This window comes from Mesorhizobium album (assembly GCF_033977205.1).
Classification (GTDB): domain Bacteria; phylum Pseudomonadota; class Alphaproteobacteria; order Rhizobiales; family Rhizobiaceae; genus Mesorhizobium; species Mesorhizobium album.
Genome location: NZ_JAVIIW010000023.1, coordinates 44,777 through 70,517 on the forward strand (window position 1 = coordinate 44,777; position 25,741 = coordinate 70,517).

The window sequence follows — 25,741 nt, forward strand, 5'->3', positions numbered from 1 at the left end:
AGTCGCCGAGATCGCTCAGGCGGCGCTGCCGCTTCGGCGCAGTGGGCGCCCTGCGGCACCAGATGTGGCTTTGGCGGCGCCAGGGTTGTCGAAACGCTTCGGCTCGAAGGCCAGCGCCTCATGCATGGGAAGTGCTGCCGAGAAGAGAAAGCCCTGCGCTATCGTGCAATCGAGCGAGCGCAGGATCAGGCGGTCGGCGTCGGTTTCGACACCCTCGGCCATCACCGCTATTCCCAGCGTTCGCCCGAGATCGATAACGGCCTTGACGAGCGCCTGATCTTCCACCGACTTGGCCAGGTTGCGAACGAAGTCCTTGTCGATCTTGATCTTGCGGATCCGGCTGTCCTTCAGCGAGGCGAGGGTCGAAAAGCCGGTGCCGAAATCATCGAGCACAATCGATATGCCCGCATCCGCCAGGCGCTCCACCTTTTCGTCGACCCTGTCGCGATCGACAGGCGCCTCTTCCGTGATCTCGATCTCGAGCATCGCGGCGGGAACGTTCTTCGCCTTGAGGCCGTCGAGTATCATATCGTCGACATTGCCTGCCTCGAGCTCGCGCGGCGACAGGTTCATCGCGACCCGGACATCCTGACGCCCGTTTCTCGCGAGCTCTTCGATCATGGAGCAGCAGTTGAGAAACACCGTCTCCGTCAACAGGGAAAGCAGCCCGGTTTCACGCGCCGCGGTGACGATCTCAGGCGGGGAAATTGCCCCATGAACCGGGTGTCGCCACCGCAAGAGCGCTTCGAAGCCAACGACCGCAGGCGTGTCGAGCCGCACGATGGGCTGGAACCATGAGCAAAGCGTGCCCGCTTCGATCGCTCCGCGCAGATCGCGCTCGATGCAGTGCTTGCGTTCGAGGCCGTGGTCGAGCGCGGCATCGAAGAGGCAGTATTCGTTCCGGCCGGAGCGCTTGGCCGCATAAAGCGCGAAGTCGGCCCGCAGCAGCATCTCGGTCAAGCGCGGCTTCTCCGACACATAGATGCCCATCGAAGCGCCGATGCGCACCGATTTCAGCGCCGGATCCGGACTGGCGATGGCCGCGATGATCAAGGACGCAAGCTCGCCGGTCGAATGCGGGGACTTCAAAGCGGGAAAGAGCAGCACGAACTCGTCGCCGCCGATGCGCGCAATCGTTGCCCCTGGCGGGGCATGGTTCTCTATCCTGCGCGCGACCCTGACCAGAAGGTCATCCCCGATATTGTGGCCATAGGTGTCGTTGACGGATTTGAAGCCGTCGAGGTCGATCAGCATGGCCACGAACGGACCGCCGGCAAGCCCGAGCCGCGTGATCGCCTGCTCGAGCCCGTTCCTGTTGAGCAAATTCGTCAACGGATCCCGTCTGGAGTTGCGTTCCAACTGGGCGGCGAACGCCCTCGCCTCGTATTTGAGGCGGCTCGTCTCCTTGAAGCGGGCCTGCCCGAGACGCGAGCTCCTGATCATGCCGCCGAGAAAGAGCAGGACCGTGAAGCCGAGGATGTAGTTCTCGATATCGCCTTTGGCCAGCACGCATCCGGCGGCGGTCAGCAGCGGCAGGATCATGAAATTGATCGAGGCCGGCGCGTATGACGCGCTGTAGGTGACCGAACCAGCCGACAGGCCTGCAAGAACGATCAGATAGAGCGGCGCCTGGGCGGTGGCGTACCCATGCGACAGCGCGGCCAGAAAAGACCATGCGAGGCCCGACGCCAGGGCCAGCATCCCGTAGAGAGAAAGTCGGGCCTCGACCGGCTTGCGCCCGCGATCGGGCCCACCATCGGGAATGTCCGGCTGGGCGAGCGCAAGTCCTATGCGTGCGCCATTTATGGCGCTGACCGCCACAAACCACAGCAAAGCCCAAAGGCCGCCGCCCGAGAGCATCTGCACGGCCAGGATCAGGGCGCAGAGGACCGTGCCGATGGGCATCGAAACGAAGAGCCCCATCCGGAGATCGGCGAGCTGATCCCGCAAGATTCCCGCTTCCACGGATTCGGTTTGCCCCTGAGGGGCAGAACCTGGGCCAGGCTGCTCGGAATCGCTCATATGCCAAGTGGCTAAACGAGCGGGATGAAAATCACGTTAAGGATTTCAGCGGCTTACGGCGCACCTGGAATACCGACATCGTCTTCCCCTTCCGGCGCGGACGCCCGCGCCCAGCTCGCGATAGGCAGGCACCGTTGATCCTCTGCTCAAGGGCCGTGATCGGCCTATATGGCGGCTCGATCAATGCCTCGCTTTCAGAAATCGGGCTTCTCGCAGAAGCGAAGGACGGTCGCGGCCGACTTCTTTTATCAGTTTGCTGGCTTGAGCCTCCGAGATCCCGGTTTTCTCTTTCAGCAAAGCGACCAGATGCCTGTCATCAGCCTGGCCCTTGGAACGATCTTCGACATGTTCCCTCATGTCACAATCCTCCTGAAAGCCAAACTCGCGAGGACCCTGATTGTTTCATGAAAAGTCCGAGCGCAATGCCCGCCTGCAAACGACGCCGATCCCTCACGGCATGCCACTGCCGGTTACTGCCATGCGGACCAATGACAAGTGGAACGATTTTCCACATTTGCGCTTTCTGGGTGCATGGCTCCGAAACCGCCAATCGAATCGCCCCTGCTTTCCGAAGGCAGCCCCGACCGACCGGTCAACTGCGAGGTTGCCCTCGAGCCCGCGTTTGAGGCTTTGGTCAAGGCCTGCCTTCTCAAAGGCTGGTCGGCGCAGGAAGTCGCGGAAACGCTGCTCAAGCTAGCAACAGAACATGCAGAGACGATTGTCGGGCGCCAAAGAGTGGCCGCGCTATTGGGCCGTTGGCGCGTCAGCAGCCTGGTAGATATGTACGTCAGCCAATTCCTCGCCAGATTCAGGTGAGTGGCCCGAGATCGCCGTTCACGTCACCTGGGGCAGTGGCAGCAGGCCGCGATGAAGGAGCGGCGCGTCTTTCATCCAGAGTGTTGCGCCGCCCCCGCGAACGGTCCCTCTGAATTCCGTGCCCGCGGGCAAACGAACCCATGTCTGGGATTCAAGTTCGTCACCCGCAAAGTCGATACCGCCGGCAATCACCAGCAACTCAAGCCCTCGGGGATTGTCGATCTCGATCGTGGCGCCGGCGACGAACCGCTCGAGCCGCACCTGCTCATAACCGTCGTCGAACAGAATCCTCGCCTCCGTCGCGCCGGTCCAAGGCGCGATGCTGGTTCCCTCTCCCGGCTTGCGAACCAGTTGTTCCCGATCCTCTTCCCGGTATTGCCAGAGACGGACGAAAATGGTGCATCCGTCCTTGGAGGCGGGCACATGCGAGGTGCCCGGCGGGTTGCGGAAGTAAGTGCCGGCAGGATAGTCGCCGTGCTCGTCCTGGAACGTGCCTTCGAGAACGAATATCTCCTCGCCGCCGCCATGGGTGTGGCGGGGGAAGGCACTGTCCGGCGCGTAACGGACGATCGAGGTTGCCCGTGCCACCTCTCCCCCAATACGGAACAGCATGCGCCGGTCCACACCGGGCGACGGACTCGCCAGCCAATCGAGCTGGGCTCCTTTTACAACGGTTGGCTTGCTCAGGTCGTCATTGATCCGCATCGTCGTCATCCTTGATCGTGAGCACCATGCGAAACTGCACGTTGCCGGACTTCATCCGCTGGTAGGCTTCGTTCGCCTTCTCAAGCGGCATGGTCTCGAATTTAGGGCGGATCTCGGCGAGGACACTAAAGGCAAGCGTGCGCTCATTGTCCAATGGCGAGCCTGTCAGCGAGCCTAGAACGCTCCGCTCGCCGACCACGGTCTGGCCCATCGGCACCGGCAGTGAATCCCTGCCGGCGCCCTCGTGGCCTTCAGGGACTGGCTTCTCGAAGAGGCTGCGCGCGCTCGGCCGTGAGACCCAACGGGGCGGCCCCTCGGTATGTCTGCATCCTGGAAGCCCGAATCCCGTAGAAGCCCTCTGGAGCTCGAGTCCGCTCAGTTTGTCGGCTGGGGTCGAAGCGCAGTATTCCCTAAGGTGCGCCGCGTCGAGCCGGATTCAGGCGACGCGCTTTAAGTCTTTGTTTTGATACATGTCGTTCTCCCAAAACCGCTGCGCACTTTTGGGCGACATACACTAACGCGAGGAGAGCAGAGATATCTTGAGCCGCGGTGCGAAAAAGCAACGCAAATAGGGCTGATTGGTTATGACGTAGGTGTTCTCGCAGATATGATATTGGTCATCCGGCGATTCCTGCACGCGGTCTCGCGGGATGTTGAAACCATCGGGCAAATACGTATAGCCGCCGTCAGCCCTGGATTGCACCGACGACTGAGGTATGGCGCGGCAATCATGACCGCCGCAACACTTGAATTTCGTTACCGGATCAACCTTGTATTCGTACCAATCATGGGCGTTGACACCTGTTGCGGCGGCAATGCACATGGCTGTGAAGACGACCCTTCGCACGGCATTCCTCGTATGCGGAGGCGCTGCTCATCAGGCGTCATGTATATTAGCGTTCCACCAAAAATGCCATTGGCCTGCGAACGCCCAGCAAAGCCCCAGCAAGCCTTCTGCCCTGCCAGTCACACCAACCTCTGTCCGCCATCGATGTGGATGGTCTCGCCGGTCATGAACGCGTTCTGCATCAGATAAAGATAGGCCGGCGCGACATCGGCCGGCGTCGCGATCCTCCCCGCTGGAATGCGGGCGCCCATCTGGTCGAAGTAGCTTGTCTTGGCCGCGCCGACGATCTCGTCCCACATCTCGGTGTCCACCCAGCCGGGCGAGACGATGTTGACGCGCGTCGGCGCAAGCTCCAGCGCCAGCGCGCGGGCGAAATAGGTGAAGGAGCCGGCGATCGCCGAGACGACCGAGCCGCCAGGGACCGGCGGCCGGTCCTTGTTGATGCCGGAGGTGAAGGTCATGGAGCCGCCTTTCTTCAGCGTGCGCACCGCGTGCTTGGCGAGCATCACGGCGCCGATCAGCTTGCCGTCGACGAACTGGCGCACGAAGGCCATATCGGTGCCGCCGATGGGATCGTTGGGCGGCGGCGTGCCGGCCGTCGCCACCAGATGATCGAAGGCGTCGACCTCCTCGAACAGGCGGGCGACATCCGCTTCATTCGCCATGTCGGCGGCAATGCCCTTCACGCGCCCTGCCCCGGCAAGCTTTTGCTCGGCGGCTTTCAGCTTGTCGGCCGAGCGGCCGACGATCACCACCTCCGCGCCGCTTTCCAGCGCGGCCGCCGCCACGCCGAAACCGATGCCGGAGCTGCCTCCGACGACAATGATCTTCTTTCCATCGAGTGAAGTCATGGGGAGCGTAGCCATGGGATCCTCCGTCTTGCAGCGATGGGGTTGAAAGTTACACGCGGCCGGCGTGGGCCGCTTCGATATCGGCGAGGATGATCTTGCTCATCCTGTACATGGCCTGCCGCGCCCGGTCGGCCTTCTTGCGGTCCGGGTCGTTCATCAGGCGCAGCGCCGACTCCGGGATCACCTGCCAGTAGACGCCGAACTTGTCCTGCAGCCAGCCGCAGGGCTTTTCCGAGCCGCCGCCCACCGTCAGCGCGTTCCAATAGTAGTCGGTCTCGGCCTGGTCCTTGGTCTCGATGTAAAGCGAGATCCTTTCGTTGAAGGGCGGCACCCCGCCAGCGTTGAGCGCGGTAAAGCGCTGGCCTTCGAGCTCGAAGTCGAAGATCGCGTGCGGCACGGTCCTGTTCGTGCCGCCGATGAAGTCGGTGAACTCCATCGACCCGAGCGCCCGGCAGTTGCGGAAGACCGACAGGTAGAAGTCGCGCGCCTCTTCGGCATTGAGATTGAACCAGAGGAAGGGGTGAACGGTAGCCATGTTGTCCTCGTTGAGCTTTTATCACAAATCATGTGAGGATTTTTGGCTGGAAAATGCACGATAGACAAACCAAAATTTAGCAAGTATTTGTTACCAATACTCACAAATAGCTTTTTGCCATGACCCGCAGACTGCCGCCGCTCAACGCATTGCCGGCCTTCGAGGCCGCCGCCCGCCATCTGAATTTCTCCAGGGCGGCGGACGAGCTCAACCTCACGCATGGCGCGATCAGCCGCGCGATAAAACATCTCGAGGACCAGCTCGGCGTGCAGCTCTTCGAGCGCGCGACGCGCTCTGTGCGGCTGACCGCCGTCGGCGAGCCCTATGCGCGGGCGGTACGCGAAGCGCTCGACCAGCTCTCGGTCGCCACCCAGACGGCGACCTCCCGCCTCTCGGGGTCGACCTTGAATGTCAGCACGTCCGACGGCTTCGCCGGAAAATGGCTGGTGCCCAGACTCTACCGCTTCCACCGCGCGCATGGCGACATCGACGTGCGCGTCTCGACCACCGGCAAGCTCACCAACTTCCGCGGCGACGGCATCGATGTCGCCATCCGCTACGGCAGCGGCGAGTATCCGGGGTTGACGTCGGAATTCCTCACCGGCGAAGAGGTGTTTCCGGTCTGCAGCCCGAGGCTCCTGGAGGGGCCGCATCCTCTGAGGAAGCCAGAGGACCTCAAACATCACACGCTGATCCGCGACGGCTACCGCATCGACTGGGCAGCGTGGCTTGCCAGCGCCGGCGTCGAGGGTGTCGACCCGAGCAACGGGATCACTTTCGATTCCGCCACCTTCGCGGTGGAGTCCGCCGTGCAGGGCGAAGGCGTGGTGCTCGGCCGGACAATGCTCGTTTCAGCCGACCTCGCCAGCGGCAGGCTGGTCCGCCCCTTCGACCACGCGCTGAAAGCCGTCTCCAGCTTCTACCTGGTCTACCCGCCGGAAGCGATCCGCCAGCGCAAGGTCAAGGCCTTCCGCGATTGGATCCTCTCGGAGATCGAGCCGGGCTGAGTTCGGCGGCCGTCTACAGACCGCCGTACGCGCATGTGCTGCGAGGAAATGCACACCCGCGATGATCGTCACGCGATCATCGCGGCCCACGCTCGCTCTTCGTGCCTTCAGCCGCGCAACTCTTCAGTGTGCGCCTTCACGAGATCGGCCATGCTGTCGAAGCGGAAATCCACCTTCGGCATGTCGCCGGGGTGCATCGTGGCGCCGAAGCCCTGATCGGCGTGCCGACGATAGATCCAGCACGATGCCAGACCGAAGCGGTTGGCGGGAACATGGTCATGGAACATGCTTTCGGCCGTATGCAGGATCTGCCGCTTCTCGACGCCGATCGTCCCGAGCTTTTCAAGCATATAGTCGAAGTTCCGGTCGGAAGGCTTGTAGGAGCCGATATCTTCCGCCGTGTAAATCGCATCGAAATCGACGCCGAGCTTCTTGCTGCTGAACGAAAAGCTTTTGTTGTCGACGTTTGAGAGGATGACCAGCTTGTAGTGCTTCTTGAGATACTGCAAGGCTTTCGCGGAGTCGGCAAAGGCCGGCCAATCCTTCACGCTTTCGCCATAGGCCAGGCATTCCTCTCGCGTGACGGCAACATTCCATTCCTCCGCAAGTCGCCTGTAGACGATCGGCAGAAGGTCGCAGTAGTGTTTTTCCGGAGTCCATTTCTGCTGACTGGATTCGTGCCGGGCGTGCGCCTCGAGTATCTCGTTGCGGCTCAAGCTGCGGCCTGCCCGCCCGGTCAGCGGCTTAAGGCCGTCGATCATGCCGGATTCCCAATCTATGAGGGTGCCGTAGCAGTCGAAGGTAAGGGCTTTGAAATCTGTCAGCTTCATGGGGTTCACCTCCTTGATGTCCATGGTTGGATCGACGCTGGCGACAGGTCGCCGACCAAGCTCAAACCTGCGTCGGCCTTCGATGCTCCGGGCGACGACGTGAGCCAGACGCCGAACAGCGTCACCGCAAGGCCGAGGAACATCACCGTCGAAAGCGGTTCGCCGAACATCAGCCAGGCCCAGAGCATCGTCACCGGCGGGCTGAGATAGATCACGCTGCTAACCTGCGCGGCGCTGTAGAGGCGCAGGCTCGCATAGTAGACGCCGTAGCAGAAGAAGGTCGAAAGCAGCACCAGCCAGGCGATGCCGAACTCGAAGCGGCCATCGAGAGGCGGCATCAGTGCGCCATTCCGTCCGGCGCAGGCGGCAAAAAGAACCGCGGCGGTCAGGCACTGGATGCAGAGGCTTTGATAGATGGGCATGTCGACCGTTCCCATTCGCTTCTGCACCACCGTGGCCAGCGCCAAAACCATCATGGAAGCGACGGTCAGGACATACGCCCAGATCGGCGCCGTCCCGAGACTGAGGCTGTCCAGCGAGACGACGAGCACGCCCGTCACGCCGAGAGCCGTTCCGAGCCATTGCCTTCCGGTCAGCCGGTGACCCAGAACCGGCCGCGACAGCGCGGCGATGGCGAGAGGGACAAGATCGGATATGAGCGCGACGAGGCCGGTCGGCACGCGCTGGCCGATGGCGAGCGCGAAGCCGCCCAGATAGAGGAACATCATCGCCACGCCGAACAGCATCTCTCGGATCAGGGCCCGCGCACCGATGCGCGGCCCGATCAGAAGGGCAAATGGCAGAAGGATCAGCCCCGACATCAAGGTCCGCCAGAACAGGACCAGCATGACATCGGCATTCTCGCTGGCGTAACGGATGCCGACGAAACCGGAACTCCAGCTTGCGACCAGGACGGCCGCCATGACCGGCCATACGAGGCGATGGGATCTGGTCTCGAGAAGTGTCATGGGTTTTCTGTTTCAAGCCGGCCCATGGCGCCGGAAGCGGCCCCAAGGACGATGTTTGCCGGCTCCTAATGGCGACACGAACGCACATTTGCACATGACAAATTTCGATACGCTTATGAAATAGCCGCGAAACCTGGCATATAAGTTTGCGTGAAAACGAACCCTGCGCCAGAAGTTGGCGCGTCGCCTTCGTTGCCAACGAGGATTGTCATGGCTGGAGTGATGAGCCGCCGCCTGGATGTCGACTCCCTGCGGGCGCTGGTCGCGATCGAGAAGCATGGCGGCGTCACGCGCGCGGCCGAGGCACTCGGCCTGTCGCAATCGGCCGTCAGCCACAAGATCAAGAGACTGGAGGAAAGCCTCGACTGCGAAATCCTCAGCCGCAAGGCCAATGCGCCGATGTTCACCGCGGCCGGGCAGGATCTGCTGGGTTACGCGCGGCGCATCCTGGGCATCCACGACGAAGCGATCCTGAGCCTGTCGAAAAGCACTCTGCAAGGCAAGATCGCGCTGGGGATGACCGAGGACACGACCTTGACCGACCTTTCCCGCATCCTTGGCCGGTTTCGCCGGGTCTATCCCGAGGTGACGGTCCGCACGCAGGTGCGCATGAGCCTCGCCCTGCAGGAACTGCTTGCGCAGGGGGCGCTCGATGCCGCCATCATCCAGGTGTTCCAGCACGAGGTCCGCCCCGCCGACATCCTGTTGTTTCGCGAGACGCTGCATTGGGTGAAATCCCCCGACCTGATCCTGTCGAAAGGCGACCCGATCCCGTTTCTTTCCTTCGACGAGAACTGCTTCTACCGGCGTTGGGGCATCGATCTCGGCCAGGACGAGGGAGCCGTGTTCGAGATCGTGTTTGAATGCTCCAGCGCGGCGGGAATTATCGCGGGGGTGACTTCGGGGCTTGGCGTTGCGCTTCTCAACCAGCGGCACCTGCGGCTCGACATGGAGATCATCGACAAGGATTTCCCCAAGCCTCCGGACCTCGCCTATGTGGTCAGGCGCGCCCGCAAACCGCGAAATCCCGCGCTGGAGACACTGGTCAGGGAAATCGAGGCCGAAGTGAGCCGCTACGGCACTCTGCAGATCGCCGTCTGATCGGCGCACGATCTCGACCCGACCGCTCTCGGGACCGCGATAATGCCTTCCGCATTACGAATGGGGCAACCGACGGCATGGGCGGGGGGCTTTGGGGGGCCGCCGGTTACCAGCACGGGGGGCCATGGAATCAGAAAATGCATAGGCCCTAATGCATCATGCCAGCAATCCGCGTCCTTGGGAACTGGTTCCAGCTTAAAATTCAACCGCATATGGCCAAGAGTGCACGTTTGCGATGATCTTCACGCGGGCGTTGCGACAGGAACCAGATCGGCCGTGCCGCGTCATAGAGATAGGTCTTGTCGCAACCCAGGAGTGAAGTCGATGGTCAGGCTCCTTCTCGTCGTCGCGGTGGCGCTCGCGCTCGCCTGCGGCGGGACGCTGGCAGCCAGGCTGGACCTCGACACGGTCAATCAGGCCCAATTCGCCGAGGGCGAGCCCAACGGCGTCAGCCCGATGCTGGTCAAGGCGCAGGTGCTTCTCGATCGCGCCCGCTTCTCGCCCGGCCTGATCGACGGCCGCCTTTCGAACAATTTCACCAAGGCCGTCGCGGCCTTCCAGGCGGCGAACGGATTGCCCTCCGACGGCAAGCTGACCAAGCAGACGTGGGACAAGCTCACGGCCGCCTCCACCAACCCGGTGCTCGTGACCTATGAGACGACGGGCAAGGATGTGCGAGGACGCTTCACCAGGCGCATCCCGGCCCGCATGGAGCGAATGGCGCATTTGAAGCGGCTCGGCTACCGCAACGCGCGCGAGAAACTGGCGGAGCGCTTTCATGTCAGCCAGGAATTGCTCAGCATGCTGAACCCACGAGCCGGATTCAGGAAGGCCGGCAGTTCCCTGGTGGTGCCGGATGTCGGCCGCGGCGATCCCCCCACAGAGATTGCAAGTGTCGAGGTCGACAAGGCATCTCGCCGGGTCCGGGCGCTCGATCCGTCCGGCAAACCGCTAGCCGTCTATCCCGCCTCGATCGGCAGCGAGGAGAAGCCGGCGCCGAGCGGTGCGGCGGAGGTGAAGCGCGTGGTGCACAATCCGACCTATCATTACGACCCGAAATTCGCCTTCAAGGGGGTGAAGGCCAAGCGGCCCTTCACCATCGCCGCCGGGCCGAACAATCCCGTCGGATCGGTCTGGATCGACCTCTCGATCGAAAGCTACGGCATCCACGGCACGCCCGACCCCGGCAAGATCGGCACGACCTTCTCGCATGGCTGCATCCGGCTGACCAACTGGGACGCCGAAGACCTCGCCGCCATGGTCAAGCCGGGCACGAAGGTCGACTTCAAGGACGAGACCGCGCAGGACGGGCAGGCTCAGTGAAATGCAGGCCGGTCGCGAGCCCTGCATAAGCCCAATTTATCGTCACCCCTAGTTTTTCAGAACGTTACATGTCCATCTGTCGCCTGTAGCTTCGGCGGCGCCTTTGAACACGGTGTGGATTTGGTGGTTCGATGCAAGCACATGCGAGAGTGGTGATCGTCGGTGGTGGGTGCGTCGGCGCAGGCATCCTGTACGGCCTGGCCAAGCGCGGCTGGACCGACGTCGCGCTGCTCGAGCGCACCCAGCTGACCGCCGGCTCGACCTGGCATGCCGCGGGCCTGATCCCCTCCTATGCCCGCAACATCAATGTCGGCCGCATGATCAAGAAGACCATCGAGATCTACGAAGGCCTCGAGGCCGAGACCGGGCAGCCGGTCGGGTGGCACAAATGCGGCCAACTGCGCATCGCCAACTCCAGGGACCGGCTCGACGAATTCAAGAGCTATATGAGCGTGGCCGACGTCCAGGGGATCCGCGCGCAACTGCTGACGCCGGCGGAGGCCCGAGAGCTCTGCCCGCTTCTCGACAACGACCACATGCTCGGCGCGCTCTATCATCCGGATGACGGCCATATCGCGCCGGCCGACGTGACCCACGCCATGGCCAAGGGCGCGCGCGATCTCGGCAGCACGGTCTATCTGAACACCGAGGTCACCGGCTTCAAGCGGACGCCCGGTGGCGAATGGCTGGTCGAGACGAACCGGGGCGGCATCACCTGCGAGCACCTGATCTGCGCGACCGGCAATTACGCGCGCCAGACCGGCGCGCTGCTCGGCCTCGAAATCCCCGCGATCCCGATCCTGCATCAGTACTGGATCACCGAAACCGTGCCGGAGATCGTGGAGCGCAAGCGGCAGGGACGGCCCGAAATGCCGATCCTGCGCGACGAAGGTTTCGAGGGCTATCTGCGCGAAGAAGGCGACGGGTTGATGTTCGGTCCCTACGAGCGTACCGAAAACCTCAAGCTGTTCGCCGAGAATGGCGTCCCCGCCTGGTTCGGCGCCGATCTCGTCGAGGAGGATTTCGAGGCGGTGTCGTGGAACTGGGAGCAGGCGCTGCAACTCGTCCCGGCGCTGGGACGGGTAGGCATCAAGGCCAATGTGCGCGGGCCGTTCCAGATGACGGCGGACGAGCTGCCCTTGATGGGCCCGGCCTGGGGCCTGCCCAATGTGTGGCTGGCCGAGGGCGTGCCGGGCGGCATCCTGTGGGGCGGCACCATCGGCTATTACCTGTCGGAGCGGATCGTCGAGGGCAGCAACAGTCTCGACACCTCCGATCTCGATCCGCGCCGCTTCGGCGAGTATGCCAACAAGGCCTGGACGCGCGAGAAGGTCCGCGAGGCCTGGGGCACACATGCGGAGCAAAAATATCCGGGACAGGACATGCCCGCCGCCCGCCCGCAGAAGACCGCGCCGTCCTATGACCGGCTGACCGAGCTCGGCGCCGTCTGGGGCGTGCTCAACGGCTGGGAGATGCCCAATTGGTTCGCGCCGAAGGGCGTCGAGGCCAAGGACCAGTATAGCTGGCGGTGGACGCCCAAGGGCGTGTTCGTCGGCGAGGAGGTGCAGGCCGTGCGCAACGCCGTCGGCCTAGTCGAGATGACGCCGATGACCAAGTTCGAGGTGTCGGGGCCAAACGCGGCCGCCTGGCTGGACAAGATCCTCGCCAACCGGCTGCCATCGATCGGCCGGGTGACGCTCACGCATCATCTAACGGCGGGAGGCGGCGTGCAGGCGGAATACATGGTGGCGCGCCTCGCGGAAGACAGTTTCTATCTCATCTCGACGCCGCGCGCGGAGCGCTGGAATTTCGACGATCTTTCAAAACTGCTTCCGGCCGACGGCAGCGTCAGCCTGAAGAACGTCACCAACGACCGCGGCTGCTTCACGGTTGTCGGCCCCAAGGCACGCGAGGTGCTGCAGCCGCTGACCGAGATCGACCTTTCGAACGAAAGCTTCCCCTGGTTCAGCGTGAAGACCGGCGGCGTCGCGCTGGCCAGCGACGTGCGGCTGCTGCGCGTCAACTACGAAGGCGAACTGGGCTGGGAGCTCTACCATCCCCTCGCTTATCAGCGGCAATTGCTGGATGCGATCCTGAAGGAAGGCGAGAAGCACGGCATGCGGCTCATTGGGCTGCATGCGCTGGAGTCGCTCAGGCTGGAGAAATCCTATCGCGCCATGTACCGCGACATGAATCCGGAGCTCAACGCGCTGGAGAGCGGGCTCGAGCGCTTCATCCGCCTCGACAAGGGCGATTTCATCGGGCGCGACGCGGTCCTGAAATACAAGGCGAGAGGCGACCCGCGTCGGTCGGTGACGCTCAAGATTGAAACCGACGGCGCCAGCACGCTTGCCTCCGAGGGGCTCTATATCGATGGCGCGCTGGTCGGGCGCATAACGTCGGGCGGATACGCCTACGCGCTCGGGCACGACGTGGCGCTGGCGCTTTTGCCGGAGCGCTTCAGCAAGCCCGGCACGAAGCTCGATGTCGCGATCCTGGGCGAATGGAAGATCGCCGAGGTAATCGCGGATTCGCCCTACGACCCCGGCAACGAAAGGCCACGGATGTGATCGGCTAGGGCTGATCGATGCGATGGATGTCTTCGCCGAATTCGCCTACCGTCTGACGGTTCAGGCCGATGGGGACTTTGACGCCGCCGAGTGGCGCTAAGCCGCGATATAGGGAATCCGGCTTACGTCCACCTCGCGGGCCGCATGCCAGGCATCATAAGACGCCTGCATGCGAAGCCAGAGGCCGGGGCCATTCCCGAAGAGCTTCCCGAGGCGCGCCGCCATGTCCGGCGTTACCGGCTTCCGGCCCGCTAGTATGGCGTGGAACTGCTGACGGGAAATCCCGAGCATTCCGGCTACGGCCAGCTTACTCTTGCCGGCATCTTCCAACAGATCCGCCACAAGCTCGCCGGGGTGAGACGGGCAGCGCTCCGGGTCTGCCACGGCCGCGATATCGGCGGAGCCTTCCGGGCTCTTCAAAGTCGTGAAATTCATCATGACCGTATTCTCCTAGTGGTATTGTTCGAAGTCAACGCGGTAGGCGTTGCCGCCCTCGAACTCGAATGTGATGCACCACGGGCCGTTTACGTGGACGATGTAGCGGGTCGGGTCGAAACCGTTAAGGGCGTGGAAGTCGAAGCCCGGAAGATTGATGTCGGCCACCGTGACCGCCGCATCAATGGCGTTGAGCCGAACCAGAATGCGCTTGTGCATTCTGGCGTCGATGGTCGACCTGCTCTTTGACCAGAGGTTTGCGAGGGCCTTGCTTTTAAAGGTCTTGATCACGGTTGATACTGTAATCAATTTGATTACAGTATCAACTCATAGATTACAGCTAGCTCGAATTTTTTCACTTCGCAATTGCGGGCGGATCGTTCTGCCCCGCCCTGCGTTGAGTGACACGCAAGGAGGAACCAACGATGGACGACGATCGGATCGAGAAGATCAGACAACGCGCCTATGAGATCTGGCAGCGCGAGGGCGAGCCGCATGGCGACCACGAGCGGCACTGGCATCAGGCCGAGATGGAAATCGACCGAGAGGCCGCCCTGCCGCTGACGGCGGACGATGCGCTGCCCGAAACGCGCAACGTCGACAGCTCGGATCCGCTCACGGTCGAAGCTCTGGCTGCACGCACCGGGATCAGCAGCGGAGAGGCGCAGGAACTGCTCGACCGGCTGGGCAACGACCGGGCCGCGATCGAGCAAGCGGCGCGGGCCATCCAGGCGCGGAAACGGCCTTAAAGCGCGTCGCGATCTCTCAGATATGCTCCATGCGCTTTGGTTTTTTGATTTTGCGCATGTCTTTATCCTGAAACCGGTTCTTTCGGGAGACATGCTTTAACTGCAAGGCGCCAGACACCAGCCTGTTTCATACGAGACCGGCCCGGAAATCCGTGTTTCATACGAGACCGGCCCGGAAATCCGCTTGTTTGTGACACACAGCTCGATTGTACTTTCCAGAACGAAACCTTGTTTTGAGGAGGCAAGGCGATGAACTGGAAGACAGCGGCGGTTTCCTGCCTGGCGAGCTTGACGATGTGCGGCCAGGTGCGGGCCTGGGGCCAGGAGGGACATGCGGTGATCGCCGAGATCGCGCAGCACAGGCTGAGCCAAAACGCCTATGAGGTGGTCGAGCAGCTCTTGCGCTCGCACCTCAGGCTGAAGCCGCCGGCAACCGTCTCGCTGGCCTCGGTCGCGAGTTGGGCCGACGACTATCGCGCCGAAGGCCACAAGGAGACCTCGAACTGGCATTTCGTCGACATCCCGCTCGCCTCCAAGCCGGGCGACGCAACGGCCAGCAGCACGACCTACGATCCGGCGCGCGACTGCAAGGACGACGCCACTTTCGGCACCTGCCTGATGAAGGCGCTGCCGGCGCAGGAAAAAATCCTTGCCGACCCGAAGAAGAGCGACGAGGAGCGCTGGAAGGCGCTTGCCTTCGTCATCCATCTGGTGGGCGACGTCGCGCAGCCGCTGCACTGCGTCGAGCGCCTGGACGGCAATCAGGGCGACCAGGGCGGCAACACGCTGACGGTGACTTTCAACGTCTCGCGACCGAAGCCGGACGGCTCCACCTATCGCGACCTCACCACCTTCCATGCGGTGTGGGATTCAAGCCTCGTCCTGTTCAAATACTATGACTGGGGCAAGGTGGCGCTCGACATCGAGACCGATGTCATCCCGCATCTCGCGCCGCTGCCGGCCGCTGACCAGGCGCCGGAGAAATGGCTGGCCGCGTGCCACCAAACAGCGGAGGAGGCCTATCGTGCGCTGCCCAAGGGCACCTCGATCAAGGCGGACAACCCGCATGCGGTGATCCTCGACCAGGCCTATTTCGATAAATTCTCGCCGATTGCGGTCCAGCAGTTGGCGCTTGGCGGCCTGCATTTGGCCGCCGTGCTCAACGAGACGCTGGCTGTGGACAAGTAGGCGGCGCCGACTGCGGACCGGCTAGGTGCGGACGGCTGCTTGTCCGCACAGCCCCGACGGATGCATACTGCGGCACGGCAATCGCGCCTGAGGATGGGCAGAAATGGCCATGAACGACGAGAAGGACAATCCCGGCGTAGCGGTGTTCCCGCCGCTGCTGTTCCTCATGGCGCTGATCCTGATGCTGGCGCTGCGCTATGTCTTGCCGCTGGCGATCGGCGGGAGGCCGCTGACCATGGTGCTCGGCATCGTGCTTGCGGCGCTCGCGATCGCCGTCATCGCCTGGGGGCGCAGGACCATGCAGCGCGCCGGCACCAATATCGAACCCACAAAGCCGACGCTCGCCATCGTCACCGGCGGCCCCTTCCGCTTCGTCCGCAATCCGCTCTATCTCGGCCTGATGGGCCTGCTCCTCGGCATCGGACTCATGTTCGACACTTGGTGGGGCGTGCTTGCCGTCGTCCCGGTCTTCCTCATCCTGCATTTCGGCGTGGTGCTGCGCGAAGAGGCCTATCTGGAGCGCAAGTTCGGCGAGCCCTACCGCGCCTACAAGGCGAGCGTGCGCCGCTATCTCTGAGGCGATGCCCGACGTTGGGCGCACAATACCTTCAGGGCGTCAGCCCTTCATCGAATTGCTGAAGATCTGCACACCGAGCCGCTCGTTGCGGCGCCAGCGCACTACGGCGCGATAGGCAGCATCGTCGTCGGGAACAACGAGCGTGAAGCGGTCCGGTATCTCCATCTGCGGACCGACGCGCAACTCGGCGCCGTGCTCGTGCTGGTTTCGGACGGAGCACCTGATCCTGGCGTCTGCGGTGACGATCGTGGCTTCCTTCAGCACGAATTCCCGCGCATGAAGACGGCGCTCGACATGGGGAAAGGAGGTCATGGCGCACTTATCCCGGAACTTCCTCGGCGGGGCTTGGCTTCCCCGCCGCGACGCCGCACTTTAGCAGCGAGGCGTTTCCGTTCCGTTAGCAAATGCTAATCGCGCGTGGCCTGCCGGGTCTCATTTCCGCACACATACCGGCCTGGCCGGGCGTGGTGCGCCGCATTGGCGGCAGGTCGGCTGTCCCGCTTGCGCTGCGCATTTTGGGCGACATGCATTAAACCCAGTATTCGACACTGACCGGCACGGAGACATCAGCAGCATGATGCACAGCGATCAGGTTCATATCGACGCCGACATCGTTTGCGAGATGATCTCTGACCAATTCCCACAATATAGGCATGAACGGATCGAACGGCTTGGCACGATCGGGACAGTCAATGCGATCTTCCGGATTGGATCGAGCGTGGCGGCAAGGTTTCCCCTGCGCTCGGCGGACCCGATCGAGTGCGTCGATATATTGCACAGTGAGGCCGCGGCCATGGCGGAGTTTGCGGAGCATGCTCCGTTTGCCGCTCCTCAGCCGATCGGTATCGGCAGACCCGGGCCGCGCTATCCGATGCCGTGGGCGGTGCAGAGCTGGATAAAGGGAGATGTTGCCACGCCAGATGGGCTTGCAAATTCGACGACCTTCGCGCTCGACATTGCCAAGCTTATCGCGTCACTGCGCGCGGCGGACACAAAAGGCCGCCGCTTCGATCGGCGAGGAAGGGGCGGCCATCTTCCTGACCATGACGACTGGATGTCGATCTGTTTCAAGAACAGCGAGGATATCCTCAACGTGCCCCGGCTCCGTCGCAAGTGGGCGCAGCTGCGTGAACTGCCACCGTCCGGGCCCGACGTTATGAACCACGGGGATCTCATTCCCGCCAATCTCCTCGTGCGCGGTGAACGCCTTGTCGGCGTGCTCGACTGCGGCAGCTTTGGATCGGCCGACCCTGCGCTGGACCTTGTCGCCGCGTGGCATCTTCTTGATCGCGATCGGCGCGAAACCGTGCGCATTCATCTGCGATCAAGCAAGGTCGAGTGGAAACGCGGAGCGGCGTGGGCGTTCCAGCAAGCGATGGGCCTGGTATGGTACTACCAGAAAACCAACCCGGCCATGAGCGCGCTCGGCCGCAGCACGCTCCGTCGCATCTTCGATGGTCCGGAAATTTGAGCGTGACTTCGAATAAGCGCTTTCCTGCCATTTGGCGCGCCGACCGTCCCGTTCGAACTGCCAGAAGGGAGGATTGCACCGAAATGGGTTGCTCGCGAACGGCGTTACCGACCGACGACGCGCATCACAATTGCGAGAGCTGTGCTGGAGTTCCGGGGCACCAGACGTTTCCAATTAGGGCACATGTGGGGCTGAGTACAGGAGCAAACCATGTATGCACGAACCATAGCCGGCCTCGCGTTTTTGGCAGCCTTCGGAGTCACTCAGCCTGTCCTTGCGGCGCCTGACTGGAAGGCGGTGGCACAGGCGCTCGGGAAATCCGGCACAGAGGCAAAAGGGGGCGTCTACCGGGTCGGGCTGCCTCGTTCGGACCTGAAAGTTACTCTCGACGGAGTGGAGCTCAAACCGGCCTTGGCGCTCGGCTCGTGGCTCGCGTTCAAACCTATGGGCGATCACGACGCCATGGTGATGGGCGATCTCGTGTTGACCGAACCCGAGATCGGCCCGGTCATGGCGAAACTGATTGAAGGCGGCATAGAGGTCACAGCGCTCCACAATCACCTGCAGCGGGCCCAACCGGCGACGATGTACATGCATGTCCTCGGTCATGGCGATCCGGAAAAGTTGGCCACGGTGCTGCATTCGGCGCTGAGGGAGAGCGCAACGCCGCTTTCGGACGCATCTGCGGGTGCCACCACCGGCTCGACCGCCATTGATCTCGATATATCCATGGTCGACCAGGCACTTGGCCACAAAGGCAAGGTCAGTGGCGGTGTCTATCAGGTCAGCATTCCGCGTGCGGAAACCATCAAGGACAGCGGCACGGAGGTGCCGGAGGCCATGGGTACCGCGATTGCCATCAACTTCCAGCCGACCGGCAAGGACAAAGCAGTGATCACTGGCGACTTGGTGCTGATCGCGTCCGAAGTCAACCCGGTGCTACAGGCTCTGCGCGTGGGCGGAATAGAGGTGACAGCCGTGCACAACCACATGCTCGACGACGAGCCCCGGTTGTTCTTCATGCACTTCTGGGCCGATGGCGACCTGGAGAAGTTGACCCAAGGGCTGAAGATGGCGCTCGCCAAAGTGCACCTCAGGAACGGTGTTTGACCATGGGTAGCTGCCTTGCGTCAGCCGATTGATACCAATGAGTTGCCTCACGCGAAGAAAGGCGGCCGCGCCGCGGATATCTACGCGGCGCGGGCCTTTCGAGATTTTGGCGACGGCTTTGCCGCAGTGCTCCTGCCGGCATACCTGGCAGCGATCGGGCTTGGACCTCTGGAGATTGGCGTTGTCGCCACAGCCGCTCTCTTGGGTTCGGCGCTATTGACGCTGGGTATCGGGTTCCTTGCCGCGCGCGCAGACCGGCGCATCCTGCTTATGGCTGCTTCCGGCCTGATGATCGCAACTGGGCTGGCGTATACGCAGTCAAGCACTTATGCACCCATTCTACTCGTAGCCTTCCTCGGCACGATCAATCCTTCTTCCGGCAGCGTCAGCATCTTTGTCCCGCTGGAACATGCCGTCTTGTCGCGTCTCGTCGCGGATGCGGACCGCACGAAGGCTTTCGCGCGCTACAGCTTGTTGGGCGCGCTGGCGGCGGCGGTTGGCGCACTTGCCGCAACCAGCCCCGACTTCCTGGTGACGATCGGCATGTCGCGTCTGGCGGCGCTCAAGGCAATGTTTGTTCTTTATGCAATCCTGGGCGTGGTTGGGGGCCTGATATATGCGCGCATTCCAGCCGATCCGAAAACCTCTCGTCAGGACCGGCCGGCCCCGGCACTTGGGCCGTCGCGTGTCATTGTCTACAAGCTAGCGGCCCTGTTCAGCATTGACGCATTCGCCGGCGGTTTCGCTGTTCAGTCGCTCGTTGCTCTATGGCTGTTCAGCAAGTTCGGCCTTTCGCTATCGACTGCAGGGGTTTTCTTTTTCTGGTCGGGTGTCTTGTCGGCGGTTTCATTTCCGATTGCCGCGTGGCTGTCGGGCCGCATCGGCCTGGTGAACACGATGGTGTTCACTCATATCCCCTCGAGTGTCTGCCTCATCCTGGCGGCCGTAGTGCCAAGTCGTGACGCCGCCCTCGCATTTCTCCTCATACGCGCAGCGCTGTCCCAGATGGACGTTCCGACACGTTCCTCCTATGTGATGGCCGTTGTCACACCACCGGAGCGGCCTGCGGCGGCGAGCGTTACGTCGGTGCCGCGAAGCCTTGCGGCCGCCGCGAGCCCAGCGATTGCCGGCGCGCTGTTTGCTGCAGGGCTCGAAGCGTGGCCTCTCGTGATTTGCGGTACCCTCAAGATCCTCTACGACCTGGCATTGCTTTGGGCTTTCCGCCACATCAAGCCGCCCGAAGAAAGATGAGGCGGCATCTACTCGCAAGAAAGGCGGCAACCGTGAATTTGAGATTCTGAATTACTGACTGCCGGGTTTCGCGTTGGTGGTCAAACAGCGCCCCCTTCATCCATGCTCGTGGTGATGCCCCTCCGGCTCGGTCATGGCGAACTGCAAGTCCTCGCTGTCGGCGCCGGCCGCAAGGTGCAGCCTGGCGCTGAACTCGTGCGGCTCGGCCGGCGCGACAAGGCTCTGCAGGTAGTGATGGTCGCCGCCGACCGGCGACAGCGGCAGGCGCTCGACCGTGCCGCCCGGCCGCTCGATGGCAACGTTCGCTCGCAGGCCCTCGGCATGGCGCGACAGGCGCAGCCGCATGCGTTCGCCCTGCGGCGTGTCGACGATCTCCAGCAGTCCGCTCGCCAGCTTGCCCGACACACGAAACGGATCCGGCGCATGATGGTGCCCGCTCTCTGCCTGCCGCTCGGCAAACCGGACGGTGGCTACGTCGAGCGCCGGGATGTGAGCGAAAAGCTCGGCTTTCAGCGACCCGGCAATGTTGTTCGCGGCGGCGAGCAGCAGCCCGTCGTTGACGACGATCGCAGCGTCGACATGCAGCTTGTGGCCGAGCCAGCGGGCCTTCGCCTCGACCACTTTCTCGATGCCCGCGACATGTTCTGCCGCGTGGTGGATCTCGTCGATCAGGCCGGGCTCCACGCCGTCCAGCATGCGGGTCAACACCGAGCGCGCCGACTGCCAGACGATGCCGATGATGGCGATGGTGATGAAGAGGCCGATGATCGGGTCGGCGAGAGGAAAGCCGAGCCAGACGCCGATCGCGCCGACAACGACCGCGAGGCTTGTGAGCCCGTCGGTGCGGGCATGATAGCCGTCGGCAATCAGCGCGGCGCTGTTGATCCGGCGCCCGACGCGGATGCGGAACACGGCCACCGCCTCGTTGCCGAGGAAACCGATGACGCCGGCCGCGGCAAGCCAGCCGAGGAACTGCACCGGGCGAGGATTGAGCAGGCGATCGATCGCCTCGTATCCGGCGACGATCGCGCTCGCCAGGATAATGAGCACGATGGCGATGCCGGCGAGGTCCTCGACCCGGCCGAGGCCGTAAGTGAAAGTCTTTGTCGGCTTGCGGCGCGCCAACATGAAGGCGATCCAGAGCGGTATGGCGGTGGTCGCGTCGGCGATGTTGTGGATGGTATCGGCGAGCAGCGCAACGCTGCCCGAGGCCATAACAACGGCAAGCTGCAACGCGGCCGTCACCGCCAGGATTAAGAACGACCATTTGATCGCCCAGATACCGCGATCGGTGGTCGCGATCGTGGCGTCGATCACACCATGCGTATGACCATGCGGACCGTGATGGTCGTGGCCATGGTCATGACCGTGCGTCCCGAACCCGAACCAGTCCAGAATCCTATCCCACATCGAGGCCTCACAGATATTTGGTGAGCTGCTTCAGCTCCTTGAGCGTGTCCCTGGTGGGCTCGCCGCCTTCGACCAGGCAATGCTCCATGTGATCGTGGATCAATTCGCGTTTGGCATTGCCGACTGCGCTTTCTACAGCGTGGAGCTGTTGCGCGAGGTCGAGGCAGGAGCGACCCTGCTCGAACATGGTCAGCACAGCGGCGAGATGGCCGTGCGCGCGCTTGAGCCGGGCGATGATGTCGGGATGCGAGCTGTGTATCGTCATGGCGATATCCTATCCCCCAGGGTAGGATATTAGCAATGGACAACCACCCGAAGCCAATGCCTTACGGATTTGACCGTGAATCCTCGAGGCATCCGTTAGGCATCGCTTGGAAACAATCTGGAACCACAGCGTCACGCACGCCTTTCTTCTGGCAGGAGGAATTTTCCGATGTCAGACAATGAAAGCTCACGCGACGCCGCTGATCACGTCTCGATCGGCGAGGACTTCGACGTCGCCCGTTTCGCGCGGAAGTTCCAGCTTACGATCCCTGAAGCTCGGCAACTCTTTGCCAAATATGGCAATGATCGCGCGGTGCTGGAGCGCGAAGCCCACGCGCTTGGTTCGCGCGCGAACGGCAACGACACGACGGATTAGGGCGCACCTGCCTGCTGCCGGCGAAGTGCTGCGACACAGGCGATGTCGCTGCTCATTCAAGTAACCCGAGGGAATCGAATAGCAGCGGGCTTCAAAGCCTTAGTGCCGCTTGAAATACTGCACCTCGCGCTCGTGCTTCTCAGCGGCCTCGCGCGATTTGAAGGTGCCGAGGTTCCTGCGCTTGCCGGTCCTCGGATCCACTTTGCGCGAGTAGAGACGATACTCGCCGGATTTGAGCTTGCGGATCATGGCGGCCTCCTCTGCAATCTCGTAACTCTAACCCCCGACTTTAACCTCCCGCTGGCCGTACGGGTTCCGGCAAAGTCGAACGTGATCCATTTCACGGAAGGATCTGGCCGAATGTCGGAATCGACGCGGGAGCGACATAATTCGGTCGGATTATTTGCACTCAAATGACTTCCGCGACGTTATGGGTGCGTCGCGAGCGTGCCGGACTGGAGGAGGGTGAGATGGTAACGGCGAAGCTTCACGGTGTTGAACTCGTCAAGGGCCAGAAGTGGACGGTGCGCGTCACCGCCTACGGCACCACGCTGATCTTCCCCTTCGAGGCCGAGCAATATGCGCGCTCTTACGCCGACGGCCAGGCCTTCCGCCTTGGCGTCGAGGTGGTCGAGCTGAAGGACTGCGCCTGACTGTTATCGGCGCACAGACGCAACGAGGCAGGCACAAAGCCCCACATTGACGGTTGCCGCCAGCGCGAGCGTCGCCAGGACGAGATTCCCGCCGCCTGCACCCAAGAGGAGCGCTCCGATGGAGGGAGCCGCGGCCTGCATGATCAGGCTGGGCGTTGCGAGCTTGCCCATGAGCGCTGCGTATTGTTGCGGGTCGAACAGCACCAGCGGCAGGGCGCCGCGCGCTATCGTATGAATGCCGTTGCCGGCGCCATAGAGGATCAACGCCAGGGCGATGAAGGTCTGACTCGTCAGGAGCAGCCAGACCCCAGCCGCAAGCAGCGATACCGATGTCAGCATCGTCCAGATCGGATGATGGCGGTTGCGGCCGATCAGCATTTCGGCCACGCGCGCGCCGACCTGCGAGGGCCCGACCAGGGCGCCTAAGCCGACCGCGGCCGCCAGGCTGACCCCGCGCAGTTGCAGGAGGCTGAGCAGATGCACCGAGAGCATCGAGGCAATCAGCGCGGCCACCGTCTGGATGGAGGCGAGCAGGACGAAACGTGTTCGCGCCCGGCCTGTAGCTGATGCCTGCTTCCGCTCGGCCTTTGCCGGCGACGGCGCCGCGCCTGGCGGCGGCGGTATCACCCAAAGATGGAGCGGCAGGCAGATCAGAAGATGGATCGCCGCGTAGGCGACACAGGCGACGCGCCATCCTGCGTGCTCGACGAGGAAGGCGCTGAGTGGCCAGCAGACCGTGCTGGCAAAGCCGCCGAACAGCGTCAGGTTGGTGATGGCACCGCGCGCCCCCTGCCCATAGAGGCGGCCGAGCGTGGCGAAGCCGGCATCGTAGAGGCCGCTCGACATGCCCAATCCCATAAGCAGCCAGGCAAGCAAGTAAAGCGGATAGGCGGCGGCCGTCGCCAACAGCGAATGCGCGGCCGCCAGCAGCAGCGAACTGGCGGCAAGCACTGGCCGGCCGCCGTGACGCTGGATCAGCCGTCCCGTGATCGGAGACACCAACCCGGCAAGCAGAAGCCCACAGGAGAGTCCGGCCACGACCGAGGGCAGCGACCAGCCCGTGTCGGCGGCGATCGGCGCGGCAAGCACCGCAGGCAGATAGAAGGACGACCCCCAGGCGAGGATCTGCGTGACGCCAAGAGCCGAAACGAGGGCGTGGCGATTGCGGGCCGGCGTAGGCGCTTTCAATCAGCCCTGCCGCGGCACGTATGCGACCCTCTCGCCATCTTCCTTGACGAACTCGCTCACCGGATTGTCGAGCAGCGGCAGCACCGCCTCGGACGGCCGGCAGAGCCTTGTGCCCTTCGGCGTCTCGACGATCGGTCGGTTGATCAGGATCGGGTGGGCGAACATGAAGTCGATCAGCTCGTCGTCGCTCCATTTCGGATCGGCGAGGCCAAGCTCGGCATAGGGCGTCCCCTTCTCCCGCAAAAGCTCGCGCGGAGTGATGCTCATCGCCGCGATCAGTTCCATCAGCCGCTCGCGGCTCGGCGGCGTCTTCAGATATTCGATCACCACCGGGTCCTCGCCGCTGGCGCGGATCATGGCCAGCGTGTTGCGCGAGGTGCCGCAAGCGGGATTGTGGTAGATCGTGACCGTCATGGCTTTGCCTTCAGAGACTGAGATTGCTGAAAGATTCCGGGTCGCAACAGCCAGCCCATCAGCGCCAGCGCAATCAGGGCACCGAGCAGCTCGGCGACGATGAAGCCCGGCAGATCGACCGGCCTGATGCCGGAAAAAGTGTTGGTGAGCGAGCGTGCCAGCGCCACGGCCGGATTGGCGAAGGAGGTGGACGCCGTGAACCAGTAGGCGGCGGTGATGTAGAGGCCGACCAGCCATGGCACTGCCTTTTGCTCGAAGCGAAGGCCGGCGAGAATGACGGCGACCAGCCCGAATGTCGCGACCGCTTCGGAGAACCATTGCGCGGGGCCGGCACGCAGCTTCGTTGCAACTTCTAGGATCGGCAGGGCGAACATGAGATGCGCCGCGAACGTGCCGGCAACGCCGCCGATGAGCTGCGCGACCAGATAGGCCGCAAGATCGCGGACCGGCAGCGTCCTGTTCAGGCAGAACACCAGCGAGACGGCCGGATTGAAATGCGCTCCCGAAACCGGCCCGAGGATGGTGATCAACACCACCAGCATGGCGCCGGTGGCGAGCGTGTTGCCGAGCAGCGCCAGCGCCACATCATGTGTCAACGTCTCGGCCATAATTCCGGAGCCGACAACGGTTGCGACCAGAAGACCAGTGCCAAGGGCTTCGGCAACAACCCGGCGCGGAAAATCGAAGGAGATCATTGCCGGGTCCCCTCGCCCGGCTGGCAGCAAGGTGCAGCAAGCGCCGGCGCGCAGATTTCCGGGCGGCCCGAGCAGCAATCCTCCATCAGGAACCGGATCAGTCCGGACAGCGCGTCGAATTCGGCGCTGTAGACGATCGAACGCGCGTCGCGCCGCGCGGTCACCAGACCGGCGCGCTCCATTTCCTTCAGATGGAAGCTGACATTGGAGGGCGAGACCTCGACCTGGTCGGCAAGCGCACCGGCGGCGATGCCGTCCGGTCCAGCGACGACCAGCAATCGCAGCAGCCGCAGCCGCGTCTCCTGCGACAGCGCGCCGAAGGCGATCAGGGCTTGACGTTCATCCACGTTTCAATAATCCTTGAAATATCGAAATGAGGAATAGC

The 25,741-nt window shown here is 62.9% G+C and carries 32 protein-coding genes; 13 read left to right on the plus strand and 19 right to left on the minus strand.

The annotated features are described in order from the left end of the window. Nucleotides 1-15 precede the first annotated feature (15 nt). On the minus strand, nucleotides 16-1,950 hold the full coding sequence (locus RFN28_RS19780) for a putative bifunctional diguanylate cyclase/phosphodiesterase (protein WP_320289001.1): 1,935 nt from the start codon (nucleotides 1,948-1,950) through the stop codon (nucleotides 16-18). A gap of 252 nt (nucleotides 1,951-2,202) precedes the next feature. Next, entirely contained in the window at nucleotides 2,203-2,379 is a 177-nt protein-coding gene (locus tag RFN28_RS19785) for a hypothetical protein (protein ID WP_320289002.1), read from the minus strand. A gap of 138 nt (nucleotides 2,380-2,517) precedes the next feature. Between RFN28_RS19785 and RFN28_RS19790 the strand changes: the two genes are divergently transcribed. Then, a complete protein-coding gene (locus RFN28_RS19790; protein WP_320289003.1) occupies nucleotides 2,518-2,838 on the plus strand; it encodes a hypothetical protein in 321 nt (106 codons plus the stop codon). Between the two features lie 18 nt (nucleotides 2,839-2,856). On the opposite strand, the gene RFN28_RS19795 is transcribed toward RFN28_RS19790, so the two are convergent. The 5 genes from RFN28_RS19795 to RFN28_RS19815 all read right to left on the minus strand — a co-directional run bounded on the left by RFN28_RS19795 (nucleotide 2,857) and on the right by RFN28_RS19815 (nucleotide 5,776). Next, nucleotides 2,857-3,543, minus strand: coding sequence for a cupin domain-containing protein (locus RFN28_RS19795; RefSeq protein WP_320289004.1), 687 nt, complete (start codon nucleotides 3,541-3,543; stop codon nucleotides 2,857-2,859). Beyond that, nucleotides 3,530-3,754: a hypothetical protein gene (locus RFN28_RS19800; protein WP_320289005.1), complete on the minus strand. Its 225-nt coding sequence runs from the start codon at nucleotides 3,752-3,754 to the stop codon at nucleotides 3,530-3,532. The genes RFN28_RS19795 and RFN28_RS19800 overlap by 14 nt, the downstream gene beginning before the upstream one ends. Nucleotides 3,755-4,057: 303 nt before the next feature. Beyond that, nucleotides 4,058-4,390: a hypothetical protein gene (locus RFN28_RS19805; RefSeq protein ID WP_320289006.1), complete on the minus strand. Its 333-nt coding sequence runs from the start codon at nucleotides 4,388-4,390 to the stop codon at nucleotides 4,058-4,060. Nucleotides 4,391-4,509: 119 nt separating this feature from the next. Continuing rightward, nucleotides 4,510-5,256, minus strand: coding sequence for an SDR family oxidoreductase (locus RFN28_RS19810; RefSeq protein ID WP_320289007.1), 747 nt, complete (start codon nucleotides 5,254-5,256; stop codon nucleotides 4,510-4,512). Between the two features lie 34 nt (nucleotides 5,257-5,290). Next, nucleotides 5,291-5,776 carry a VOC family protein gene (locus RFN28_RS19815; protein ID WP_320289008.1) on the minus strand — a complete coding sequence of 162 codons (486 nt, stop codon included), beginning with the start codon at nucleotides 5,774-5,776 and terminating at the stop codon, nucleotides 5,291-5,293. 119 nt (nucleotides 5,777-5,895) lie between these two features. On the opposite strand from RFN28_RS19815, the gene RFN28_RS19820 reads away from it, so the two are divergent. Further along, a complete protein-coding gene (locus RFN28_RS19820) occupies nucleotides 5,896-6,783 on the plus strand; it encodes a transcriptional regulator GcvA (protein ID WP_320289009.1) in 888 nt (295 codons plus the stop codon). Nucleotides 6,784-6,890: 107 nt separating this feature from the next. On the opposite strand, the gene RFN28_RS19825 is transcribed toward RFN28_RS19820, so the two are convergent. Both RFN28_RS19825 and RFN28_RS19830 read right to left on the minus strand, forming a co-directional pair. Continuing rightward, complete coding sequence (locus RFN28_RS19825) at nucleotides 6,891-7,613, minus strand: haloacid dehalogenase type II (protein WP_320289010.1); 723 nt, start codon at nucleotides 7,611-7,613, stop codon at nucleotides 6,891-6,893. A 5-nt stretch (nucleotides 7,614-7,618) separates the two neighbouring features. Next, entirely contained in the window at nucleotides 7,619-8,581 is a 963-nt protein-coding gene (locus RFN28_RS19830) for a DMT family transporter (protein ID WP_320289011.1), read from the minus strand. A gap of 210 nt (nucleotides 8,582-8,791) precedes the next feature. Between RFN28_RS19830 and RFN28_RS19835 the strand changes: the two genes are divergently transcribed. The 3 genes from RFN28_RS19835 to RFN28_RS19845 all read left to right on the plus strand — a co-directional run bounded on the left by RFN28_RS19835 (nucleotide 8,792) and on the right by RFN28_RS19845 (nucleotide 13,575). After that, nucleotides 8,792-9,682, plus strand: a complete 891-nt coding sequence (locus RFN28_RS19835) for a LysR family transcriptional regulator (RefSeq protein ID WP_320289012.1) — start codon at nucleotides 8,792-8,794, stop codon at nucleotides 9,680-9,682. A 324-nt stretch (nucleotides 9,683-10,006) separates the two neighbouring features. After that, entirely contained in the window at nucleotides 10,007-11,005 is a 999-nt protein-coding gene (locus RFN28_RS19840) for a L,D-transpeptidase family protein (protein ID WP_320289013.1), read from the plus strand. Between the two features lie 131 nt (nucleotides 11,006-11,136). Continuing rightward, nucleotides 11,137-13,575, plus strand: a complete 2,439-nt coding sequence (locus RFN28_RS19845) for a GcvT family protein (protein WP_320289014.1) — start codon at nucleotides 11,137-11,139, stop codon at nucleotides 13,573-13,575. Nucleotides 13,576-13,671: 96 nt separating this feature from the next. On the opposite strand, the gene RFN28_RS19850 is transcribed toward RFN28_RS19845, so the two are convergent. Both RFN28_RS19850 and RFN28_RS19855 read right to left on the minus strand, forming a co-directional pair. Next, nucleotides 13,672-14,013 (minus strand): HigA family addiction module antitoxin, encoded by a 342-nt coding sequence (locus RFN28_RS19850; protein ID WP_320289015.1) that lies wholly within the window; start codon nucleotides 14,011-14,013, stop codon nucleotides 13,672-13,674. Between the two features lie 12 nt (nucleotides 14,014-14,025). Continuing rightward, a complete protein-coding gene (locus tag RFN28_RS19855; RefSeq protein WP_320289016.1) occupies nucleotides 14,026-14,301 on the minus strand; it encodes a type II toxin-antitoxin system RelE/ParE family toxin in 276 nt (91 codons plus the stop codon). 134 nt (nucleotides 14,302-14,435) lie between these two features. Here RFN28_RS19855 and RFN28_RS19860 point away from each other — a divergent pair, with 134 nt between their 5' ends. The 3 genes from RFN28_RS19860 (at nucleotide 14,436) to RFN28_RS19870 (ending at nucleotide 16,524) form a co-directional block, all read left to right on the plus strand. Further along, nucleotides 14,436-14,759: a DUF2934 domain-containing protein gene (locus tag RFN28_RS19860; protein WP_320289017.1), complete on the plus strand. Its 324-nt coding sequence runs from the start codon at nucleotides 14,436-14,438 to the stop codon at nucleotides 14,757-14,759. A 249-nt stretch (nucleotides 14,760-15,008) separates the two neighbouring features. Beyond that, on the plus strand, nucleotides 15,009-15,947 hold the full coding sequence (locus tag RFN28_RS19865; RefSeq protein WP_320289018.1) for a S1/P1 nuclease: 939 nt from the start codon (nucleotides 15,009-15,011) through the stop codon (nucleotides 15,945-15,947). A gap of 103 nt (nucleotides 15,948-16,050) precedes the next feature. After that, on the plus strand, nucleotides 16,051-16,524 hold the full coding sequence (locus tag RFN28_RS19870; RefSeq protein WP_320289019.1) for a methyltransferase family protein: 474 nt from the start codon (nucleotides 16,051-16,053) through the stop codon (nucleotides 16,522-16,524). Nucleotides 16,525-16,563: 39 nt separating this feature from the next. Here the strand turns inward: RFN28_RS19870 and RFN28_RS19875 are convergent, their stop codons facing one another. Then, complete coding sequence (locus RFN28_RS19875) at nucleotides 16,564-16,836, minus strand: PilZ domain-containing protein (RefSeq protein ID WP_320289020.1); 273 nt, start codon at nucleotides 16,834-16,836, stop codon at nucleotides 16,564-16,566. Between the two features lie 262 nt (nucleotides 16,837-17,098). On the opposite strand from RFN28_RS19875, the gene RFN28_RS19880 reads away from it, so the two are divergent. From RFN28_RS19880 to RFN28_RS19890, 3 genes are all read left to right on the plus strand, one after another. Next, on the plus strand, nucleotides 17,099-17,995 hold the full coding sequence (locus RFN28_RS19880) for a phosphotransferase (RefSeq protein ID WP_320289021.1): 897 nt from the start codon (nucleotides 17,099-17,101) through the stop codon (nucleotides 17,993-17,995). A gap of 210 nt (nucleotides 17,996-18,205) precedes the next feature. Beyond that, nucleotides 18,206-19,105: a DUF1259 domain-containing protein gene (locus RFN28_RS19885; protein WP_320289022.1), complete on the plus strand. Its 900-nt coding sequence runs from the start codon at nucleotides 18,206-18,208 to the stop codon at nucleotides 19,103-19,105. Between the two features lie 42 nt (nucleotides 19,106-19,147). Next, complete coding sequence (locus RFN28_RS19890) at nucleotides 19,148-20,356, plus strand: MFS transporter (protein WP_320289069.1); 1,209 nt, start codon at nucleotides 19,148-19,150, stop codon at nucleotides 20,354-20,356. Between the two features lie 96 nt (nucleotides 20,357-20,452). Here the strand turns inward: RFN28_RS19890 and RFN28_RS19895 are convergent, their stop codons facing one another. After that, nucleotides 20,453-21,766 carry a cation diffusion facilitator family transporter gene (locus RFN28_RS19895; protein ID WP_320289023.1) on the minus strand — a complete coding sequence of 438 codons (1,314 nt, stop codon included), beginning with the start codon at nucleotides 21,764-21,766 and terminating at the stop codon, nucleotides 20,453-20,455. A gap of 7 nt (nucleotides 21,767-21,773) precedes the next feature. Continuing rightward, nucleotides 21,774-22,031 (minus strand): metal-sensing transcriptional repressor, encoded by a 258-nt coding sequence (locus RFN28_RS19900; protein WP_040973109.1) that lies wholly within the window; start codon nucleotides 22,029-22,031, stop codon nucleotides 21,774-21,776. A 168-nt stretch (nucleotides 22,032-22,199) separates the two neighbouring features. On the opposite strand from RFN28_RS19900, the gene RFN28_RS19905 reads away from it, so the two are divergent. Further along, complete coding sequence (locus RFN28_RS19905; RefSeq protein ID WP_320289024.1) at nucleotides 22,200-22,406, plus strand: DUF3606 domain-containing protein; 207 nt, start codon at nucleotides 22,200-22,202, stop codon at nucleotides 22,404-22,406. Nucleotides 22,407-22,505: 99 nt separating this feature from the next. Here the strand turns inward: RFN28_RS19905 and RFN28_RS19910 are convergent, their stop codons facing one another. After that, a complete protein-coding gene (locus RFN28_RS19910) occupies nucleotides 22,506-22,655 on the minus strand; it encodes a hypothetical protein (RefSeq protein WP_095770090.1) in 150 nt (49 codons plus the stop codon). Between the two features lie 221 nt (nucleotides 22,656-22,876). Here RFN28_RS19910 and RFN28_RS19915 point away from each other — a divergent pair, with 221 nt between their 5' ends. Continuing rightward, nucleotides 22,877-23,059 (plus strand): hypothetical protein, encoded by a 183-nt coding sequence (locus RFN28_RS19915; RefSeq protein WP_320260849.1) that lies wholly within the window; start codon nucleotides 22,877-22,879, stop codon nucleotides 23,057-23,059. A 3-nt stretch (nucleotides 23,060-23,062) separates the two neighbouring features. On the opposite strand, the gene RFN28_RS19920 is transcribed toward RFN28_RS19915, so the two are convergent. From RFN28_RS19920 to RFN28_RS19935, 4 genes are read right to left on the minus strand one after another with little or no spacing between them, the layout of a single operon-like run. Further along, on the minus strand, nucleotides 23,063-24,247 hold the full coding sequence (locus RFN28_RS19920) for an MFS transporter (protein WP_320289025.1): 1,185 nt from the start codon (nucleotides 24,245-24,247) through the stop codon (nucleotides 23,063-23,065). Next, nucleotides 24,248-24,661: an arsenate reductase (glutaredoxin) gene (gene arsC, locus RFN28_RS19925; RefSeq protein ID WP_320289026.1), complete on the minus strand. Its 414-nt coding sequence runs from the start codon at nucleotides 24,659-24,661 to the stop codon at nucleotides 24,248-24,250. Further along, nucleotides 24,658-25,356, minus strand: a complete 699-nt coding sequence (locus RFN28_RS19930; protein WP_320289027.1) for an aquaporin — start codon at nucleotides 25,354-25,356, stop codon at nucleotides 24,658-24,660. The genes arsC and RFN28_RS19930 overlap by 4 nt, the downstream gene beginning before the upstream one ends. After that, a complete protein-coding gene (locus RFN28_RS19935; protein ID WP_320289028.1) occupies nucleotides 25,353-25,703 on the minus strand; it encodes an ArsR/SmtB family transcription factor in 351 nt (116 codons plus the stop codon). The genes RFN28_RS19930 and RFN28_RS19935 overlap by 4 nt, the downstream gene beginning before the upstream one ends. Between the last annotated feature and the right edge of the window lie 38 nt (nucleotides 25,704-25,741).

Bases quoted from the DNA above. Each gene is read 5' to 3' on its own strand.
- RFN28_RS19830 (WP_320289011.1), bottom strand. From the start codon at position 8,581: ATGACACTTCTCGAGACCAGATCCCATCGCCTCGTATGGCCGGTCATG.
- RFN28_RS19915 (WP_320260849.1), top strand. From the start codon at position 22,877: ATGGTAACGGCGAAGCTTCACGGTGTTGAACTCGTCAAGGGCCAGAAG.
- RFN28_RS19905 (WP_320289024.1), top strand. From the start codon at position 22,200: ATGTCAGACAATGAAAGCTCACGCGACGCCGCTGATCACGTCTCGATC.
- RFN28_RS19900 (WP_040973109.1), bottom strand. From the start codon at position 22,031: ATGACGATACACAGCTCGCATCCCGACATCATCGCCCGGCTCAAGCGC.
- RFN28_RS19865 (WP_320289018.1), top strand. From the start codon at position 15,009: ATGAACTGGAAGACAGCGGCGGTTTCCTGCCTGGCGAGCTTGACGATG.
- RFN28_RS19870 (WP_320289019.1), top strand. From the start codon at position 16,051: ATGGCCATGAACGACGAGAAGGACAATCCCGGCGTAGCGGTGTTCCCG.
- RFN28_RS19840 (WP_320289013.1), top strand. From the start codon at position 10,007: ATGGTCAGGCTCCTTCTCGTCGTCGCGGTGGCGCTCGCGCTCGCCTGC.
- RFN28_RS19930 (WP_320289027.1), bottom strand. From the start codon at position 25,356: ATGATCTCCTTCGATTTTCCGCGCCGGGTTGTTGCCGAAGCCCTTGGC.
- RFN28_RS19785 (WP_320289002.1), bottom strand. From the start codon at position 2,379: ATGAGGGAACATGTCGAAGATCGTTCCAAGGGCCAGGCTGATGACAGG.
- RFN28_RS19835 (WP_320289012.1), top strand. From the start codon at position 8,792: ATGGCTGGAGTGATGAGCCGCCGCCTGGATGTCGACTCCCTGCGGGCG.
- RFN28_RS19800 (WP_320289005.1), bottom strand. From the start codon at position 3,754: ATGGGCCAGACCGTGGTCGGCGAGCGGAGCGTTCTAGGCTCGCTGACA.
- RFN28_RS19860 (WP_320289017.1), top strand. From the start codon at position 14,436: ATGGACGACGATCGGATCGAGAAGATCAGACAACGCGCCTATGAGATC.
- RFN28_RS19845 (WP_320289014.1), top strand. From the start codon at position 11,137: ATGCAAGCACATGCGAGAGTGGTGATCGTCGGTGGTGGGTGCGTCGGC.
- RFN28_RS19910 (WP_095770090.1), bottom strand. From the start codon at position 22,655: ATGATCCGCAAGCTCAAATCCGGCGAGTATCGTCTCTACTCGCGCAAA.
- RFN28_RS19880 (WP_320289021.1), top strand. From the start codon at position 17,099: ATGATGCACAGCGATCAGGTTCATATCGACGCCGACATCGTTTGCGAG.
- RFN28_RS19875 (WP_320289020.1), bottom strand. From the start codon at position 16,836: ATGACCTCCTTTCCCCATGTCGAGCGCCGTCTTCATGCGCGGGAATTC.
- RFN28_RS19850 (WP_320289015.1), bottom strand. From the start codon at position 14,013: ATGATGAATTTCACGACTTTGAAGAGCCCGGAAGGCTCCGCCGATATC.
- arsC (WP_320289026.1), bottom strand. From the start codon at position 24,661: ATGACGGTCACGATCTACCACAATCCCGCTTGCGGCACCTCGCGCAAC.
- RFN28_RS19825 (WP_320289010.1), bottom strand. From the start codon at position 7,613: ATGAAGCTGACAGATTTCAAAGCCCTTACCTTCGACTGCTACGGCACC.
- RFN28_RS19885 (WP_320289022.1), top strand. From the start codon at position 18,206: ATGTATGCACGAACCATAGCCGGCCTCGCGTTTTTGGCAGCCTTCGGA.
- RFN28_RS19810 (WP_320289007.1), bottom strand. From the start codon at position 5,256: ATGGCTACGCTCCCCATGACTTCACTCGATGGAAAGAAGATCATTGTC.
- RFN28_RS19815 (WP_320289008.1), bottom strand. From the start codon at position 5,776: ATGGCTACCGTTCACCCCTTCCTCTGGTTCAATCTCAATGCCGAAGAG.
- RFN28_RS19895 (WP_320289023.1), bottom strand. From the start codon at position 21,766: ATGTGGGATAGGATTCTGGACTGGTTCGGGTTCGGGACGCACGGTCAT.
- RFN28_RS19820 (WP_320289009.1), top strand. From the start codon at position 5,896: ATGACCCGCAGACTGCCGCCGCTCAACGCATTGCCGGCCTTCGAGGCC.
- RFN28_RS19795 (WP_320289004.1), bottom strand. From the start codon at position 3,543: ATGCGGATCAATGACGACCTGAGCAAGCCAACCGTTGTAAAAGGAGCC.